Here is a 16,332-nt window from a genome sequence, read left to right as displayed (position 1 = left end):
TTATGCACTTTTAACAGGTTTATCCACATAATCTTCTAAGATTGCCTAGGAATTATTAAAAAAGGTGGGGAGTCCATGGAAACAATACGTATGCGTGTGGATAATAATTTGAATAGTGAGAAAAGTTATGCACAAGCTGTGGATTTATTAAATAATGGGGAAGTTGTGGCGTTCCCAACTGAAACGGTTTATGGTCTGGGAGCAGTTGCAACAAATGAGAGGGGCGTAAAAAAGATTTTTGAAGCAAAGGGCCGTCCTTCAGATAACCCATTAATTGTACATATTGGAACAATAGAAGAAGTTTCGAATTATATAGAGGAAATTCCTGAAAATGCCTTGAAGTTGATGGATACATTTTGGCCGGGCCCATTGACTGTGATTATGAAAGCTAAAGAAGGAGTGCTGGCACCAAGTGTTACAGCAGGACTTAGTACAGTTGGAATGCGGATGCCAAACCACGAGGTAGCATTAGAATTATTAAGAAAGCTTAAAAAGCCCGTTGCAGCACCGAGTGCAAATCGAAGTGGGAAACCAAGCCCAACGAAAGCCTCTCATGTGGAAGAAGACCTGCAAGGAAGGGTTCCTCTAATTTTGGATGGAGGCAAAACAGGTATTGGAATCGAATCAACCGTACTTGATGTGACCGTAAATCCACCAGTAATCCTGCGTCCAGGTGGAGTGACAAAAGAAATGCTGGAAGAGGTTATCGGGGAAGTAATCCAACCGACAAAAACACAAGAAAAGCTGGATTCAACGCCTAAAGCTCCTGGTATGAAATACACACATTACGCTCCGAATGCACCTGTCTATTTAATTGAAAGTGATCAGTCAATTGTTGGCAATGCAATTTCGAAGCTGAAAAATGAAGGAGAAAAGGTTGCACTTCTTGCTCCGCAATCCTTTGATAATGTAGGTGCACATTATTTCTTTCCTTATGGAGTTGAGGGTGACAAAGAAATGATGAGCTCGAAATTATACGACGATCTTAGGGCGTGCGATAAAACGGAAGCAACCCTTATATTAGCTACAACTACAACAACAGAAGGCGTTGGTGCAGCCATCATGAATCGACTAGAAAAAGCTGCTGGTGGTAAATGGTATAACCGATAAAATAAAAGCTTGCTTTTGTCTTGGGACAAAAGTGAAGCTTTTTTTATTTTTGGATAAAAATGGATAATAATTGATTCATTCATGGGGTCTATTTAAACTGTGTATTCAGATTGTTTTTTTGTAAACTTAGTTTGGCTTTTTATTAATAAATTCAATGCAATTTAAGTAGACTAAGAGGATTGTCTCAATATACAACTTTATTAAATTATGTAGGCGTTTTGCACTTAATGCAAGATGGACAAGATTCCATTGATAATGAATTAGGACGGGGCATAAGATAGTATAAAACTTATAAAGGAAAGAGGAGTGTTTTTGCAAGAAATACTTACGGGACTTATTGTAGCACTAGATGTAGTGGCTCTTTATTTACTGCTACCAGATGTAAAGCAGCGGTTCTTGCTATCAATGTGGACAGCTCTTCTACATATGATTTTCCCGATTATTGGTTTTACAGTAGGAAGTTGGATGGTAAATATTCTTCTGCAATGGTCCAATTTAGTTTCGAGTATTTTACTGTTTTCGATTGGGTTACAGTTGATCCTTTCGACAAGAAATCGTCAAACAATCGTGATTCCTATCACAATTTTAGCAATAACAGCAAGTTTAGACACCTTTTCAGTAAGCATATCTTTTGGTATGCTAAATTTAGAAAAGTATTTATTTATCCTCAGTGCAGGTATATGGACTTTTGCACTATCTTACATTTCTTTATATCTGGCAAAAAGTCGTCTGAAAATAAAAGGCGATGCTCTAAAATGGATCGCAGGTATGGCGCTAATTATCATTAGTGTTTATACATTCATTTATCATATCGAATAATTTAAAAGAAAGAGTGGACGCACGTGAATATTTATTTCATTTGTACGGGTAATACATGTAGAAGTCCTATGGCAGAAGCTATTTTAAGTAATAAAAAACTTGACGGGGTACAAGTGAAGTCAGCAGGTATCTATGCATTGGAAGGAGGAGAAATTTCAGAGAATGCGAAAGCTATAATTGAACAGGAGCAAATACCCTATTTTCATATTACTTCCCAAGTAAAGCAAGAGGATATTGAATGGGCAGATATAATTTTAACAATGACTCTAGCTCACAAAAATATGATTTTGCTTTCTTATCCGAATGCTCAAGGCAAAACATTTACACTGAAAGAATACGTAGTTCCCTTCAGCTCTAAAGATGTTTCCGATCCGTTTGGCGGCGATCTTACTACGTACAAACATACTTATCTAGAATTAAACCGATTAATAGACGAATTAGTGATGAAAATTTCTGGAGGTAACTCTAAATAATGAAGAATAAAACAACATTCAGCTTACGCAAAAAATTAGTTTTATTTGTAGGTATATTAGCATTCGTTACGTATTCAACGAGTTTTGTATTTATACACTATCTTCACCCAATATTCTTCTCGCAGTTTATTGAAAGTAAAAGAGTTTTTGAAATTCTTACATACGTTCTAGGAATCACATGGTCTTGTATCTTAGCAGCTATATTCAGTGTCATTTTAATAAAATCGTTACAACAGCTTGAAAAATCAGCAACTTTAGTAGCAGAGGGGAAAATAGGGCGAGAGGTGAATGTGCCAAACTCTCGTGATGAAATCGCATCCGTTGCTGAAGCGTTCCAATTGATGGTGACAAACCTTCGACAAATGGTGGAAAGTATCGAAGGCAACTTTAACAAAACGAACGAAATCATCATTGAACTGTCGGAACAAACATCATCTGCTTCACGCAAAGCGGAAGGGATTGCGCAGACAGTCAGCCAAATTTCCCTAGGTGCAGAAGGTTCAGCCGTTGCTGTTCAAGATACTGCCGAAGCGATTGAGGATGTACGATTGTTAGCATCGGAAGTAAATACGCGTGCACTTAATTCGGCCAATCACTCCAAGGAAATTATACATAACTTAAAAACTACAACAGATTCGATTCAAGGATTAGTGTCGAGTATCCAACAAATTGCACAAGGCAATGAAAAAGCCCTTGGCAATATTCATCAGCTTGAAAAGAATGCGGAACAAATTGAACGCATCATCGGATTGGTAGGGGATATTGCGGCACAAACAAATCTTTTAGCCCTAAATGCCTCCATTGAAGCAGCGCGTGCTGGAGAACATGGTAAAGGCTTTGCAGTCGTTGCAGAAGAAGTTCGTAGTTTAGCGGACGAAAGTGCAAAAGCGGTACAAGGCATTACTAGTTTAATTCAAACAATGCAAGAAAATGTAGCAATTGTTGTAAACCAAATGAATGAACAAGTAAGTTTTGCAGTAAAGGAATCTTCGAAGGTTTCAAAAACTACAGAAACTGTAGAAGGAATGGCTACCAGTGTGCGGGAAATGGCGGATGCAGTGGTGACGATTTCCCAACTAGTAGAAAAACAAATGGTCAACATCGAAACAACTGCACGCCAATCCCAGGAAGTGGCGGCAATCGCTGAGCAAACTTCGGCTGGAGCCCAGGAAGTTCGTGAATCAACAGAAGAACAAGCCTATGCAATCGAACAAGTCGAAAACCTATCCAAAGATTTGAAGCGCCAATCCGAAGAACTATACAAAATGATCCAACAATTCGACCGCTCGAACTAATAGACAAAATCTCATGCTTTGATGGCATGAGGTTTTTTTTTGTGTGAGAATCCCACGGAAAGTTTTCTGAATTGTACAGGAATTGTTTGTGCGCCTGGCACCCAAACAATTCAAACACGAATTATATGAAAGAAATTTCAAGGATTTTAGGTCAAAATATGAACGAATATTACTCTATAAACATTAATATTCGTATTTCGGTTAAAATATTATATAAAAGTTTATAAAATACATGTAATTATTTCAAATTTAGTGGTAAACTGTTCATGACAATACACACTAGGAGGTAACGTAGTGAAAATTGCAATTTCTTCAGACCACGGTGGAAATAACTTACGAAAAGAAATTATGTCACTATTAGATGAACTTAACATTGGCTATCAGGATTTTGGTCCACAGTCTAGTGATTCAGTTGACTATCCTGATTTTGCAAAGCCGGTAGCAGATGGAGTAGCAAGTGGTGAATTTGAACGTGGAATATTGATTTGCGGAACTGGCATCGGTATGTCAATAGCTGCAAATAAAGTAAAAGGCATTCGTTGTGCACTTGTTCATGATGTGTTCAGTGCTAAGGCAACTCGCTGTCACAACGATTCAAATATTTTAGCAATGGGTGAACGTGTCATTGGTCCTGGCTTAGCGGTTGAAATCGTAAAAGCTTGGTTAGGTACAGAGTTTGAAGGTGGCCGTCATACGCGCCGAATTGAAAAAATTACAGAGCTTGAAGGGTAAGAGGTTACCATGACTTCATTACAACAAGTACAATCACAATTGTCCCAGTTGCTATATGAATTAGAACAACAGGTAAGTTTTGCACCAAACCAGCTTTTCGTCATCGGTTGCTCAACATCTGAAATAGCCGGCTCCCGCATTGGTACTTCCGGTGCCATCGAGATAGCGGAAATACTGTTTGAAGAGTTTTCGAAATTTGCTAACAAACATAATCTTTATTTAGTCTTCCAAGGGTGTGAGCACATTAATCGCGCCTTGACAATGGAAGCAAAAGCAGCTCAAATGTATTCATTGGAACCAGTTACAGTCGTTCCTGTCAAACGTGCAGGCGGTTCAATGTCTGCCTATGCTTACACAAAACTAGAAAATCCGGTTGTTGTTGAACATGTTCGTGCACACGCTGGCATTGATCTTGGGCAAACGCTTATAGGGATGCATCTAAAAGAAGTGGCGATTCCAGTTCGGACGTCCATTCGTCAAATTGGGGAAGCGATTGTTACTATAGCAAAAACGCGTCCAAAATTAATCGGTGGAGAAAGGGCTTCTTACAATAGAACTGTAGAATAGCTCACATACACACGAATATACAGAAAAGTTAGATCAGGTAGTATCAATTTGGGATAAAAATCCGAAAATAGGATTTTTCATTAATAAAAAAATGAAAGAATTTTAGGGGGATTTAGACAATGGCTTATGAAAAAATTGCAGCACAAGATAACGCGGTATTAGAAGGTATTTTAGCAGAGAAAAAACGTCAGCAAGCTAACATCGAATTAATCGCATCAGAGAACATCGTTTCTGAAGCAGTTATGGAAGCTCAAGGATCAGTATTAACAAACAAATATGCTGAAGGTTACCCAGGTAAACGTTACTATGGTGGATGTGAGCATGTGGACGTTGTGGAAGATATCGCTCGAGATCGTGTGAAACAGATCTTCGGCGCTGAATATGCAAACGTTCAACCGCACTCCGGTGCACAAGCAAATATGGCTGTATACTACACAGTGCTTGAACAAGGCGATACAGTTCTTGGTATGAACCTTTCACATGGTGGTCATTTAACTCATGGATCTCCTGTAAACTTCTCTGGTGTACAATATAAATTTGTAGAATACGGTGTGACAAAAGATACTCATGTAATTGATTATGAAGATGTTCGTGCAAAAGCTTTAGAACATAAGCCAAAGTTAATCGTTGCTGGTGCTTCTGCTTATCCACGTGAAATTGACTTCAAAAAATTCCGTGAGATTGCTGATGAAGTTGGCGCATATTTCATGGTAGACATGGCTCATATTGCAGGTTTAGTAGCAACTGGCGAACACCAATCTCCAGTACCTTACGCAGATTTCGTAACTTCTACTACACATAAAACATTACGTGGTCCTCGCGGTGGATTAATTTTAACTTCTGAAGAATGGGGTAAAAAGATTGATAAATCCGTATTCCCTGGGATTCAAGGCGGTCCATTAATGCACGTAATCGCTGCAAAAGCTGTAGCATTTGGGGAAGCATTACAACCGGAATTCAAAGATTACGCGAAGCAAATTAAAGCTAATGCAAATGCACTTGCTGAAACTTTAGTTTCTGAAGGTTTAGAGCTTGTATCTGGTGGTACAGATAACCACTTATTATTAGTAAACGTAAAATCAGTTGGACTAACTGGTAAAGTGGCTGAAAAAGTGCTTGATGAAGTAGGACTTACAACAAATAAAAACACAATCCCTTACGATGAAGAAAAACCATTCGTAACTTCTGGTATCCGTCTTGGAACGGCAGCTGTAACAAGCCGCGGCTTCAAAGTAGAAGACCTGAAAGAGGTAGGTTTAATCATTGCGAAACTTCTTAAAAATCCAGAAGACGAAGCAGTAAAACAAGAAGCAACAGACCGCGTAAAAGTACTAACTGATAAATACCCAATCTACGAAGAGTTAGTAACAAATATTTAATGGTTGTAGCTAGTGAGGAAATCACTCACTAGCTTTTTTTGCGCAGATTTTTAGTGATGAGTTAGATAACCACTAATTTTATGAGATAGATAGAATGTAGGAGAAAATCGTTAGAAGTTTGTCCGATTAGAACTTGTATAGTGGCGAATCCAAGCTCCAATAACTCTGATTTGTCCGATTAGGCCTTGTATAGTGACAAATCCAAGCTCCAATAACTCTGATTTGTCCAATTAGAGCTTGTATAGTGACGAATCCTTGCTCCAATAACTCCGATTTGTCCGATTAGAACTTGTATAGTGGCGAATCCAAGCTCAAACATTATCAATAAATCAACTTATTCAGTAATCTCTAAGCATTGTCGAGGACAGTTTAATAATCAAAGTATCAAAATCAGCTCACAAGAAGCATTTTCACTTAAACACCAACGAATAAAATACCGAACCCGAAGAAAAGAAAACTAGTCTAAACTCTCGAGTAATCCCTCTATCAAAAGAAACCTCTAAATTCTATGCCCGCATAAACATAAAGAAACCGCTAACCAAGGAAACACGTCAATTGCTTGGGTTCATCTAGCGAAACAAAACAAATTACACTGCATACATCCTCGAATTAACTACAAGCGCCAGCACGCAGAGTATCCGAAAAGACATAGAACTTCCGAAAAACCCATTCGACATATTGTTTTATGTTATGACTTTTTTTGATATACTAGGCTAGATACAGTGAAGCTACATTTAGTTGGGAGAAATCTCGCTTAATGTCAGGTTACAAAAAGGAGCGAAATCAATTGAGCAAAGTATATGTATTTGACCACCCATTAATCCAACATAAGTTAACTTATATTCGTGATAAAAACACGGGAACAAAGGAATTTCGTGAGCTTGTTGACGAAGTGTCAACATTAATGGCTTTTGAAATTACGCGAGATATGCCACTAGAAGAAATTGAAATTGAAACACCAGTAACAGTCTCAAAAACAAAAGTACTTTCTGGTAAAAAAATTGCCATTGTTCCAATCTTGCGTGCGGGAATCGGGATGGTTGACGGTGTACTTAAACTGATTCCAGCTGCTAAAGTTGGACATATCGGATTATACCGTGATCCAGAAACGTTAAAACCTGTTGAATACTACGCAAAACTTCCAGCTGATGTGGAAGAACGCGACTTCATCATCGTTGACCCAATGCTTGCAACGGGTGGTTCAGCAGTAGAAGCGATTAATTCATTAAAAACGCGTGGTGCAAAAAATATTAAATTCATGTGCTTAATTGCAGCTCCAGAAGGTGTACAAGCCATCCAAGAATCACACCCGGACGTAGATATTTATATCGCAGCACTTGATGAAAAATTAAATGACCACGGTTATATCGTTCCTGGTTTAGGGGATGCTGGCGACCGCTTATTTGGCACTAAGTAATTCCACTAAAATTTATTGCGGCGGAAATAATTAAAAAAATGGCGGATATACCGGTGAAACTGGCGGATATTTCTCTCAAATCTGCGGATAAACTTCTATAACTAGCGGATAAACTTCACTCTAATTCTAGAAAAACATCCGCCAACCTAACCAAACATCTAATAACATTAATTAAAATACGACCTTCTCTTATAATAGGAAGGTCGTAAACTATTTGAAGGACGGTGCATTTCAATTGAGTAAAAAATGGAAGGTAATGACGATTTTTGGAACAAGACCGGAAGCGATTAAAATGGCCCCGCTTGTTTTGGAATTACAGAAACACCCTGAACAAATTGAGTCAATTGTGACAGTTACTGCTCAACATCGTCAAATGCTGGACCAAGTATTAGAGACATTTAATATTAAACCTGATTACGATTTAAATATTATGAAGGATCGTCAAACATTAATTGATGTGACGACAAATGCTCTTCATGGCTTAGATCGTGTAATGAAGGAAGCACAACCTGATATTGTTTTAGTTCACGGAGATACAACGACTACTTTTGTTGGAAGCTTGGCTGCATTCTATAATCAAATTGCAATCGGCCATATTGAAGCAGGATTGCGTACAGGCAACAAATATTCACCTTATCCAGAAGAAATGAATCGCCAACTGACTGGGGTTATGGCAGATTTACATTTTGCTCCAACTGAAAACTCGAAAGAAAATCTGTTGAAAGAAAATAAAGAAGAAAAAGTGATATTTGTTACAGGAAATACAGCAATTGATGCATTAAAAACAACTGTTAGTGAAAACTATAGCCATCCGGTTTTAGAAAAATTAGGAGATGACCGTATGATTCTTCTAACTGCTCATCGCAGGGAAAACCTTGGACAACCAATGCGTAATATGTTTAAGGCGATAAAACGACTATTAGCTGAGCATGAAGACGTTCAAGTTGTATATCCTGTTCATTTGAATCCAGCTGTTCGGGAAGTAGCAGATGAAATTTTAGGAAATGAACCTCGCATTCATCTGATTGAGCCTCTAGAGGTGTTTGATTTCCATAACTTTGCTGCACGTTCGTTTGTGATCTTGACGGATTCTGGTGGTGTACAAGAAGAAGCGCCTTCTTTAGGAAAACCTGTTTTAGTATTGCGAGATACGACGGAACGCCCGGAAGGTATTGCAGCAGGAACTTTAAAACTGGCGGGTACAGAAGAAGAAACAATCTATAAGTTGGCTAAAGAATTATTAGAGGACGGCGCTGCTTATGAATCAATGGCACAAGCGTCTAATCCATATGGAGATGGCCATGCCTCGAAACGTATTGTAGAAGCGTTGATTAGTTTCTTCGAAAAAGGTCAATAATAAGGCTCATTACAGAAATGTTGTTATTAAAATGATGTTTCTGGCAAAATTTTGATGAAAAGTCTATTTTATTTACTAAAGAAAGTAGTTTTAATCTTTTTGTTTTTATTTCTAACACAAATTTGTCAAGAATTTGACAACATTTCAGTTCTTGTGAAGTTTTTCACCTGAACCAATTGACATCAATTTACCCCTATTGTATGCTTACAAAGGGTAAGAATGATAAGGGTTTAATGGGAACAATTAACCCCCTAAACACTTGTTATATCAAGTTTCTACTAGATTGACAGTTGAAACTATTCAACGTCAATTTGCAACGTTTTCAGGCGTCTGGCATTTATGAGTTTACAGCAAAGAGAACTTTGAATAATAGAAAATTCTCATTTAAACGAGGAGATTTTACTATTTTCTTTTGTTTATTCGACAATAGTTGAAAACGCCTGTAAATCATTCGCAACGCTTGATTCCAAAAGTAGAGAACGATTTAAACTTTACTCGAAAAAGATTTGGGAGATAAATTGCCAATGCTAGATTTGCATCACATTTTCGCTATGCAGAAGAAAGCGTTATTTTTTTTGCTCGCTCTTTGTGCATTAGGATGGGGATTTACCTCGTACCCTCCAGTATTTGCTGGTATTGCTGTCGGTGCTTGCTTTGGTACATATAACTTTTGGATTCTTGTTCGAAGAATGGACAAGTTTGATCGTTCCATTAGTGAAGGGAAAAAAACAGTATCACTCGGTTCAGCTTTACGCTTTGGATCAGGTATTGCAGCAGTCGCTATCGCAATTACGTTGCCACAATATTTTCATCTAATTAGCACAGTGATAGGGCTAATGATTCCATACGTTTTCCTATTTATAGGAGTAATCGTATCGTCGGTTAAAAACAAATAACGTAACAAAGAAAGTGAGGTGAATGCAAGAATGGATCATTTAGCTCCAGAGCTAGAGATAGGCTTTTTAACTTTCAACTTATCCACAGTCTTAATGCTTCTAGTTACAGCAATTATCGTATTTTTAATCGCGTTTATTGCAACACGCAACCTAAAGCTTAAACCAACGGGGATGCAAAACTTCATGGAATGGGTGATGGATTTCGTTAAAGGAATCATCAAAAACAACATGGATTGGAAAACTGGTGGTAGATTCCATATTTTAGGGATTACCCTAATTATGTTTATCGCTGTAGCAAACTTATTAGGTTTACCGTTTTCGGGAATCAGTTACGATGGTTATCTATGGTGGAAATCACCAACTGCCGACCCTACAGTAACTTTAACTTTAGCATCAATGATTACTGTTTTAGCAACTTACTATGGTATCAAGATGCGTGGTACTAAGCATTATTTCGGGACATTCGTCCAACCAATGTCATTTTTATTACCGTTGAAAATTATCGAGGAATTTGCGAACACATTAACGCTGGGTCTTCGTCTTTACGGTAACATCTACGCTGGTGAGATTTTACTTGCTTTAATTGCAGGTATTGCCGGAACAGGAGTAGTAGGCTTCCTAGGTGGTCTTATCCCTGGTATGGCGTGGATAGGATTCTCTATCTTCATTGGCTTTATCCAAGCCTTTATCTTCACAATGTTAACAATGGTTTACTTATCTCACAAAGTGAGTGCAGACCATTAATATAAAGCTTTTAGTGTAAAACATTAGATGCTTAAAACAAAAAATAACAAACAATTCCAAGGAGGAAATATTCAATGGGTTTATTAGCAGCAGCAATCGCAATCGGTTTAGGTGCACTTGGTGCAGGTATTGGTAACGGTCTTATCGTTTCACGTACAGTAGAAGGTATCGCTCGTCAACCAGAGGCTCGTGGCGTTCTTCAAACTACAATGTTCATCGGGGTAGCATTAGTTGAGGCCCTACCGATCATCGCAGTAGTAGTAGCATTCATCGTAATGAACCGATAATTGTCGGCTCAAGATTACATGTGGCGAAGATGATTCCACAAGAAGAAGCTTCGCCATTCCTTTTGTTTAAAATGCAAGTCTTTTATTAACTTGAAAGTAAAGAAGTACAAAACATAGATCTTATAAAATGTTTCGATCGTCTAATAGATGAACTTATACGGAACTATATAATTTTTGATAGCTCTTGAAGGGAGTGAAACAATCGTGAATTTGGATTACCTAGTACTAGGTGCTGGTGCCCACGGATTTAATGGTGGGGATGTATTAGCAACACTTTTAATCTTCCTAATTTTAATGGCGCTGCTTAAGAAATTCGCTTGGGGTCCATTAATGGGCATTATGCAACAACGTGAAGAGTTAGTCGCAGGAGAAATCGAAGCAGCTGAAAACGCTCGCATCGAATCTGCGAAAGCTTTAGAAGAACAAAAAGTTCTTTTAAAAGAAGCTCGCACAGAAGCACAAGCAATTATTGAAAGTGCTAAAAAACAAGGCGAAGTTCAACGTGATGAAATTATTACTGCGGCTCGTACTGAAGCGAATCGCTTAAAAGAATCAGCTGTTCGTGAAATCGAAACTGAGAAAGAAAAAGCAATCGCTGCAGTTCGTGATGAAGTCGTTTCATTATCAGTTCTTGCTGCATCTAAAGTTCTTGGGAAAGAAATTTCTGAAGAGGACAATAGCGCACTAATTAAAGAAACGATTGCGAAGGCAGGCGAAGCGAAATGAGTTCGACAATAGCTAATCGTTATGCTGAAGCTTTGTTTCAATTAGCATTGGAAAAACAAATTGTTGCGGAAGTTAACGCTGATTTAGAAGAGTTAGTGAAAGGGATTGAAACAACTCCTGAGTTAGTTTCACTACTTACAACTCCTAAATTTTCAATTGAACGCAAAAAACAAATTGTTGCTGAAGTTTTTGCTAATGCAAATCCAATCGTAGTAAATACGCTTGTACTTCTTATTGAAAAAAAGCGTTTTAATGAGATTGGAAATTTAGCGAAAAGCTTTAAACAACTAGCAGCACAAGCTCAAGGTTCTGCTGAAGCAACAGTTTTCTCTACGCGCGCACTTACTGATCAGGAAAAAGATGAAATTTCTTCTTCTTTCGGTAAATTGGTGGGTAAAGAAAAACTTACTATTACAAACGTAATCGAACCATCAATTCTTGGTGGAGTTCGTGTTCAAATCGGTAACTACATTTTTGATAACACAGTAGCTAGCAAGCTAGATAATCTTAAACGTACGTTAGTTGGTTAATTAAAAGAAATGTGAGAGGTGACATTCATGGGCATCAAGGCTGAAGAAATCAGCGTGCTGATAAAAAAGCAGATTGAAAACTATCAATCTGATCTAGAAGTAAGCGAAGTTGGTACTGTAATCACAGTTGGTGACGGTATTGCTCGTGCTCATGGCCTCGACAACTGCATGGCCGGAGAATTATTAGAGTTCTCTAACGGTGTAATGGGTATGGCACAAAACCTTGAAGAAGGTAACGTTGGTATCGTTATCTTAGGTAACTACCTAGGCATTAAAGAAGGCGATGAAGTACGTCGAACTGGCCGTATTATGGAAGTACCAGTTGGTGAAGAACTAATTGGTCGCGTTGTTAACCCACTTGGTCAACCAGTGGATGGACAAGGCCCAATCAATACTACAAAATCTCGTCCTATCGAAAGCCCAGCTTTCGGTGTAATGGCTCGTAAATCTGTACACGAACCATTACAAACAGGTATCAAAGCGATTGACGCTCTTGTACCAATCGGTCGTGGTCAACGTGAGTTAATCATCGGGGACCGTCAAATTGGTAAAACTTCAATTGCAATTGACACAATCCTTAACCAAGCAGACCAAGATATGATCTGTATCTATGTTGCGATTGGTCAAAAAGAATCAACTGTTCGTGGTGTTGTTGAAACACTTCGTAAAAACGGTGCTCTAGATTACACAATCGTAGTAACTGCATCTGCTTCTCAACCAGCTCCATTATTATACCTAGCTCCTTATGCTGGTGTATCTATGGCTGAAGAGTTCATGTTACAAGGTAAACACGTATTAATCGTATATGATGATTTATCTAAACAAGCAGCAGCTTACCGTGAGCTTTCATTATTATTACGTCGTCCTCCAGGTCGTGAAGCTTACCCTGGTGACGTATTCTACTTACACAGTCGTTTATTAGAACGTGCTGCGAAATTAAACGAAACATATCAAAATGGTTCGATTACAGCACTTCCATTCGTTGAGACACAAGCTGGGGATATCTCTGCATACATCCCAACTAACGTTATCTCAATCACTGATGGGCAAATTTTCTTACAAGCAGATCTATTCCACTCAGGTGTACGTCCAGCGATCAACGCCGGTCTTTCTGTATCACGTGTAGGTGGTTCTGCTCAAATTAAAGCGATGAAAAAAGTTGCTGGTACACTACGTCTTGACTTAGCTGCTTACCGTGAACTTGAATCATTCGCACAATTTGGTTCTGATTTAGATAAAGCAACTCTTGCTAAACTTGAGCGTGGTAAGCGTACGGTTGAAGTTCTTAAACAAGACCTAAACAAACCAATCAAAGTTGAAAAGCAAGTAACAATTCTTTATGCATTAACTCGTGGTTTCTTAGATGATATCCCTGTACAAGATATCGTTCGCTTCGAAGCTGAATTATACAGCTGGTTAGATGTAAACCACACAAACGTTTTAGATCATATTCGCACTACAAAAGAACTTGCATCTGATGCTGAAATGGCAGCTGCTCTTAATGAGTTCAAAAAGACTTTTGCTAAATCAGAATAAGTTCTGTCCGTACAATGTGTTTTGTGATTAAAAACGAAAAGGTGGTGAAATACCAGTGGCAAATTTACGTGAAATAAAAACTCGTATTACTTCAACAAAGAAAACGAGTCAAATGACGAAAGCCATGCAAATGGTTTCTGCTTCTAAGAGTAAACGTGCAGAGTCAAATGCAAAGAAATATGTTCCTTACATGGAAAAAGTACAAGACGTTGTTGCTGCAATCGCTTCAGGTGCAACTGATGCATCGCACCCAATGTTAACATCTCGCCCAGTTAAGAAAACAGCTTATCTTGTAATTGGTTCTGACCGTGGTCTTGCAGGTGCATATAACTCAAGTATCTTACGTCAATTAGAACGCACGCTAAAAGAACGTCATAAATCACAAGATGAATATGTGATTTTTGCAGTCGGTCGTGTTGCTCGTGATTATTTTGTAAAACGTGAATTCAACGTAATAGATAGTATTGTTGGTTTACCGGACCAACCTTCATTCTCTGACGTGAAACAAATCGCTCGTAAAGCTGTTGGTATGTTCGCTGACGGTACATATGATGAACTTTATATGTACTATAACCACTTTGTCAGTGTTATTTCACAAGAAGTTACTGAGAAAAAGGTATTACCTATCACTGATTTAGCTCCAGCTTCAGAAGGCGTATCTGCTTCATATGAATTCGAACCATCAGGTGATGCAATTCTTGAAGTATTACTTCCACAATACGCTGAAAGCTTGATTTATGGTGCTTTATTAGATGGTAAAGCTAGTGAACATGCTGCTCGAATGACAGCGATGAAAACAGCAACAGATAATGCTAACGACATTGTTAGAGATTTATCACTTGTATATAACCGTGCGCGTCAAGCGGCGATTACACAGGAAATTACAGAAATCGTTGGTGGAGCTGCAGCCTTAGAATAGGGCTGCTACTCTCCAACGAGTGTTTATAAAAGGAAGAAAAGCGGGATCATCAATTGCCTTACATAGTTAGTCAATTCGAGCCGCTCGGACACCCAACTCGATAGGAGGTACACAAGAATGAACATAGGACACGTTATTCAAGTAATGGGTCCCGTTGTAGACGTAAAATTCAGCAACGGTCAATTACCAGCAATCTATAACGCCTTAACTGTTAAGATTGAGCGTCGTAATGGAGAAGTTGAAACTTTAACTCTTGAAGTTGCTCTTCACCTTGGTGACGATTCTGTTCGTACAATTGCCATGTCTTCTACGGACGGGTTACAACGTGGAGCAGAAACAACAGATTTAGGTCAAGCAATCTCTGTACCGGTTGGTGATGTAACTTTAGGACGTGTATTCAACGTACTAGGTGAAGTTATCGACTTAGGAGAAGAAATTCCAACAGCAGCTCGTCGTGATTCAATTCACCGCGAAGCGCCAAAATTTGATGAATTAACTACAGAAGTACAAATCCTTGAAACAGGGATTAAAGTAGTAGACTTATTAGCTCCTTATATCAAAGGTGGTAAAGTAGGTTTATTCGGTGGTGCCGGTGTAGGTAAAACTGTATTAATTCAAGAGTTAATCAACAACATCGCTCAAGGTCACGGTGGTATCTCGGTATTCGCTGGTGTAGGTGAGCGTACTCGTGAAGGGAACGACTTATTCCACGAGATGAGTGACTCTGGCGTTATTAGCAAAACATCAATGGTATTCGGTCAAATGAATGAGCCACCTGGTGCACGTATGCGTGTAGCATTAACTGGTCTTACAATGGCTGAATTCTTCCGTGATGAGCAAGGACAAGACGTTCTTTTATTCATCGATAACATCTTCCGCTTCACTCAAGCAGGTTCGGAAGTATCTGCCCTATTAGGTCGTATGCCTTCTGCGGTAGGTTACCAACCAACTCTTGCTACTGAAATGGGTAACTTGCAAGAACGTATTACATCAACAAACAAAGGTTCTGTTACATCGATCCAAGCGATCTATGTACCAGCCGATGACTATACTGACCCAGCCCCAGCTACAACTTTCGCTCACTTAGATGCAACTACTAACTTAGAGCGTAAATTATCTGAGATGGGTATCTACCCTGCGGTGGATCCATTAGCTTCAACTTCTCGTGCTTTATCACCTGAAATCGTTGGTGAAGAACACTATGCTGTTGCTCGTGGCGTTCAAATGACGTTACAACGTTATAACGAATTACAAGATATCATCGCCATCCTAGGTATGGACGAGTTATCTGACGAAGATAAGCAAACAGTTGAACGTGCTCGTCGTATTCAATTCTTCTTATCTCAAAACTTCCACGTTGCTGAACAATTCACTGGTCAAAAAGGATCTTTTGTAAACGTAAAAGATACTGTTCGTTCATTCAAGGAAATCCTTGAAGGTAAATACGATCATTTACCAGAAGATGCGTTCCGTTTAGTTGGTAGCATTGAAGAGGTAGTAGAAAAAGCGAAAAGCATGGGCGTAGAGGTATAATCTGCGGACGAA

The 16,332-nt window shown here is 38.7% G+C and carries 17 protein-coding genes; all 17 read left to right on the top strand.

What is annotated here, in order from left to right; genetic code table 11:
* Positions 1 to 75: 75 nt before the first annotated feature.
* The 17 genes from ACFQU5_RS07545 to atpD all read left to right on the top strand — a co-directional run bounded on the left by ACFQU5_RS07545 (position 76) and on the right by atpD (position 16,320).
* Complete coding sequence (locus tag ACFQU5_RS07545) at positions 76 to 1,110, top strand: L-threonylcarbamoyladenylate synthase (protein ID WP_390286328.1); 1,035 nt, start codon at positions 76 to 78, stop codon at positions 1,108 to 1,110.
* Positions 1,111 to 1,422: 312 nt separating this feature from the next.
* Positions 1,423 to 1,929, top strand: coding sequence for a manganese efflux pump MntP (locus ACFQU5_RS07540; protein WP_390286326.1), 507 nt, complete (start codon positions 1,423 to 1,425; stop codon positions 1,927 to 1,929).
* A gap of 23 nt (positions 1,930 to 1,952) precedes the next feature.
* Positions 1,953 to 2,402 carry a low molecular weight protein arginine phosphatase gene (locus ACFQU5_RS07535; protein ID WP_390286324.1) on the top strand — a complete coding sequence of 150 codons (450 nt, stop codon included), beginning with the start codon at positions 1,953 to 1,955 and terminating at the stop codon, positions 2,400 to 2,402.
* Positions 2,402 to 3,697: a methyl-accepting chemotaxis protein gene (locus ACFQU5_RS07530; protein ID WP_390286322.1), complete on the top strand. Its 1,296-nt coding sequence runs from the start codon at positions 2,402 to 2,404 to the stop codon at positions 3,695 to 3,697. Before ACFQU5_RS07535 ends, ACFQU5_RS07530 begins: the two co-directional genes overlap by 1 nt.
* A gap of 294 nt (positions 3,698 to 3,991) precedes the next feature.
* A complete protein-coding gene (gene rpiB / locus ACFQU5_RS07525) occupies positions 3,992 to 4,429 on the top strand; it encodes a ribose 5-phosphate isomerase B (RefSeq protein ID WP_390286320.1) in 438 nt (145 codons plus the stop codon).
* Between the two features lie 9 nt (positions 4,430 to 4,438).
* Positions 4,439 to 4,996 carry a TIGR01440 family protein gene (locus ACFQU5_RS07520; RefSeq protein WP_390286318.1) on the top strand — a complete coding sequence of 186 codons (558 nt, stop codon included), beginning with the start codon at positions 4,439 to 4,441 and terminating at the stop codon, positions 4,994 to 4,996.
* A 119-nt stretch (positions 4,997 to 5,115) separates the two neighbouring features.
* Positions 5,116 to 6,375, top strand: a complete 1,260-nt coding sequence (locus ACFQU5_RS07515; RefSeq protein ID WP_390286316.1) for a serine hydroxymethyltransferase — start codon at positions 5,116 to 5,118, stop codon at positions 6,373 to 6,375.
* Positions 6,376 to 7,162: 787 nt separating this feature from the next.
* The gene (gene upp / locus ACFQU5_RS07510) at positions 7,163 to 7,792 is read left to right on the top strand and encodes a uracil phosphoribosyltransferase (RefSeq protein ID WP_390286314.1); all 630 of its coding nucleotides are present in this window, start codon (positions 7,163 to 7,165) and stop codon (positions 7,790 to 7,792) included.
* Positions 7,793 to 8,027: 235 nt separating this feature from the next.
* Complete coding sequence (gene wecB / locus ACFQU5_RS07505) at positions 8,028 to 9,149, top strand: non-hydrolyzing UDP-N-acetylglucosamine 2-epimerase (protein WP_390286312.1); 1,122 nt, start codon at positions 8,028 to 8,030, stop codon at positions 9,147 to 9,149.
* 524 nt (positions 9,150 to 9,673) lie between these two features.
* Positions 9,674 to 10,045: an ATP synthase subunit I gene (locus ACFQU5_RS07500; protein ID WP_390286310.1), complete on the top strand. Its 372-nt coding sequence runs from the start codon at positions 9,674 to 9,676 to the stop codon at positions 10,043 to 10,045.
* Positions 10,046 to 10,075: 30 nt separating this feature from the next.
* Positions 10,076 to 10,789, top strand: coding sequence for a F0F1 ATP synthase subunit A (atpB, locus tag ACFQU5_RS07495; protein ID WP_390286308.1), 714 nt, complete (start codon positions 10,076 to 10,078; stop codon positions 10,787 to 10,789).
* 74 nt (positions 10,790 to 10,863) lie between these two features.
* The gene (atpE, locus tag ACFQU5_RS07490) at positions 10,864 to 11,076 is read left to right on the top strand and encodes a F0F1 ATP synthase subunit C (RefSeq protein ID WP_036200106.1); all 213 of its coding nucleotides are present in this window, start codon (positions 10,864 to 10,866) and stop codon (positions 11,074 to 11,076) included.
* A 204-nt stretch (positions 11,077 to 11,280) separates the two neighbouring features.
* Entirely contained in the window at positions 11,281 to 11,802 is a 522-nt protein-coding gene (gene atpF, locus ACFQU5_RS07485; protein ID WP_390286306.1) for a F0F1 ATP synthase subunit B, read from the top strand.
* Positions 11,799 to 12,332 carry a F0F1 ATP synthase subunit delta gene (locus ACFQU5_RS07480; protein ID WP_390286304.1) on the top strand — a complete coding sequence of 178 codons (534 nt, stop codon included), beginning with the start codon at positions 11,799 to 11,801 and terminating at the stop codon, positions 12,330 to 12,332. Before atpF ends, ACFQU5_RS07480 begins: the two co-directional genes overlap by 4 nt.
* Before the next feature lie 27 nt (positions 12,333 to 12,359).
* The gene (gene atpA / locus ACFQU5_RS07475; protein WP_390286302.1) at positions 12,360 to 13,868 is read left to right on the top strand and encodes a F0F1 ATP synthase subunit alpha; all 1,509 of its coding nucleotides are present in this window, start codon (positions 12,360 to 12,362) and stop codon (positions 13,866 to 13,868) included.
* A gap of 55 nt (positions 13,869 to 13,923) precedes the next feature.
* Positions 13,924 to 14,787 (top strand): ATP synthase F1 subunit gamma, encoded by an 864-nt coding sequence (gene atpG, locus ACFQU5_RS07470; protein WP_390286300.1) that lies wholly within the window; start codon positions 13,924 to 13,926, stop codon positions 14,785 to 14,787.
* Between the two features lie 117 nt (positions 14,788 to 14,904).
* Positions 14,905 to 16,320, top strand: a complete 1,416-nt coding sequence (atpD, locus tag ACFQU5_RS07465; RefSeq protein WP_390286298.1) for a F0F1 ATP synthase subunit beta — start codon at positions 14,905 to 14,907, stop codon at positions 16,318 to 16,320.
* Positions 16,321 to 16,332: the final 12 nt, after the last annotated feature.

Source organism: Ureibacillus sp. GCM10028918 (assembly GCF_042666115.1).
Taxonomy (GTDB): Bacteria; Bacillota; Bacilli; order Bacillales_A; family Planococcaceae; genus Ureibacillus.
Note: the sequence above shows the minus strand (reverse complement) of the source record. Positions and strands in the feature narration are given on the sequence as shown.

Excerpts from the sequence above, each read along its gene's own strand:
- ACFQU5_RS07545 (WP_390286328.1), top strand. The coding sequence starts at position 76 with ATGGAAACAATACGTATGCGTGTGGATAATAATTTGAATAGTGAGAAA.
- ACFQU5_RS07530 (WP_390286322.1), top strand. The coding sequence starts at position 2,402 with ATGAAGAATAAAACAACATTCAGCTTACGCAAAAAATTAGTTTTATTT.
- ACFQU5_RS07520 (WP_390286318.1), top strand. The coding sequence starts at position 4,439 with ATGACTTCATTACAACAAGTACAATCACAATTGTCCCAGTTGCTATAT.
- ACFQU5_RS07515 (WP_390286316.1), top strand. The coding sequence starts at position 5,116 with ATGGCTTATGAAAAAATTGCAGCACAAGATAACGCGGTATTAGAAGGT.
- ACFQU5_RS07500 (WP_390286310.1), top strand. The coding sequence starts at position 9,674 with ATGCTAGATTTGCATCACATTTTCGCTATGCAGAAGAAAGCGTTATTT.
- atpB (WP_390286308.1), top strand. The coding sequence starts at position 10,076 with ATGGATCATTTAGCTCCAGAGCTAGAGATAGGCTTTTTAACTTTCAAC.
- atpE (WP_036200106.1), top strand. The coding sequence starts at position 10,864 with ATGGGTTTATTAGCAGCAGCAATCGCAATCGGTTTAGGTGCACTTGGT.
- ACFQU5_RS07480 (WP_390286304.1), top strand. The coding sequence starts at position 11,799 with ATGAGTTCGACAATAGCTAATCGTTATGCTGAAGCTTTGTTTCAATTA.
- atpA (WP_390286302.1), top strand. The coding sequence starts at position 12,360 with ATGGGCATCAAGGCTGAAGAAATCAGCGTGCTGATAAAAAAGCAGATT.
- atpD (WP_390286298.1), top strand. The coding sequence starts at position 14,905 with ATGAACATAGGACACGTTATTCAAGTAATGGGTCCCGTTGTAGACGTA.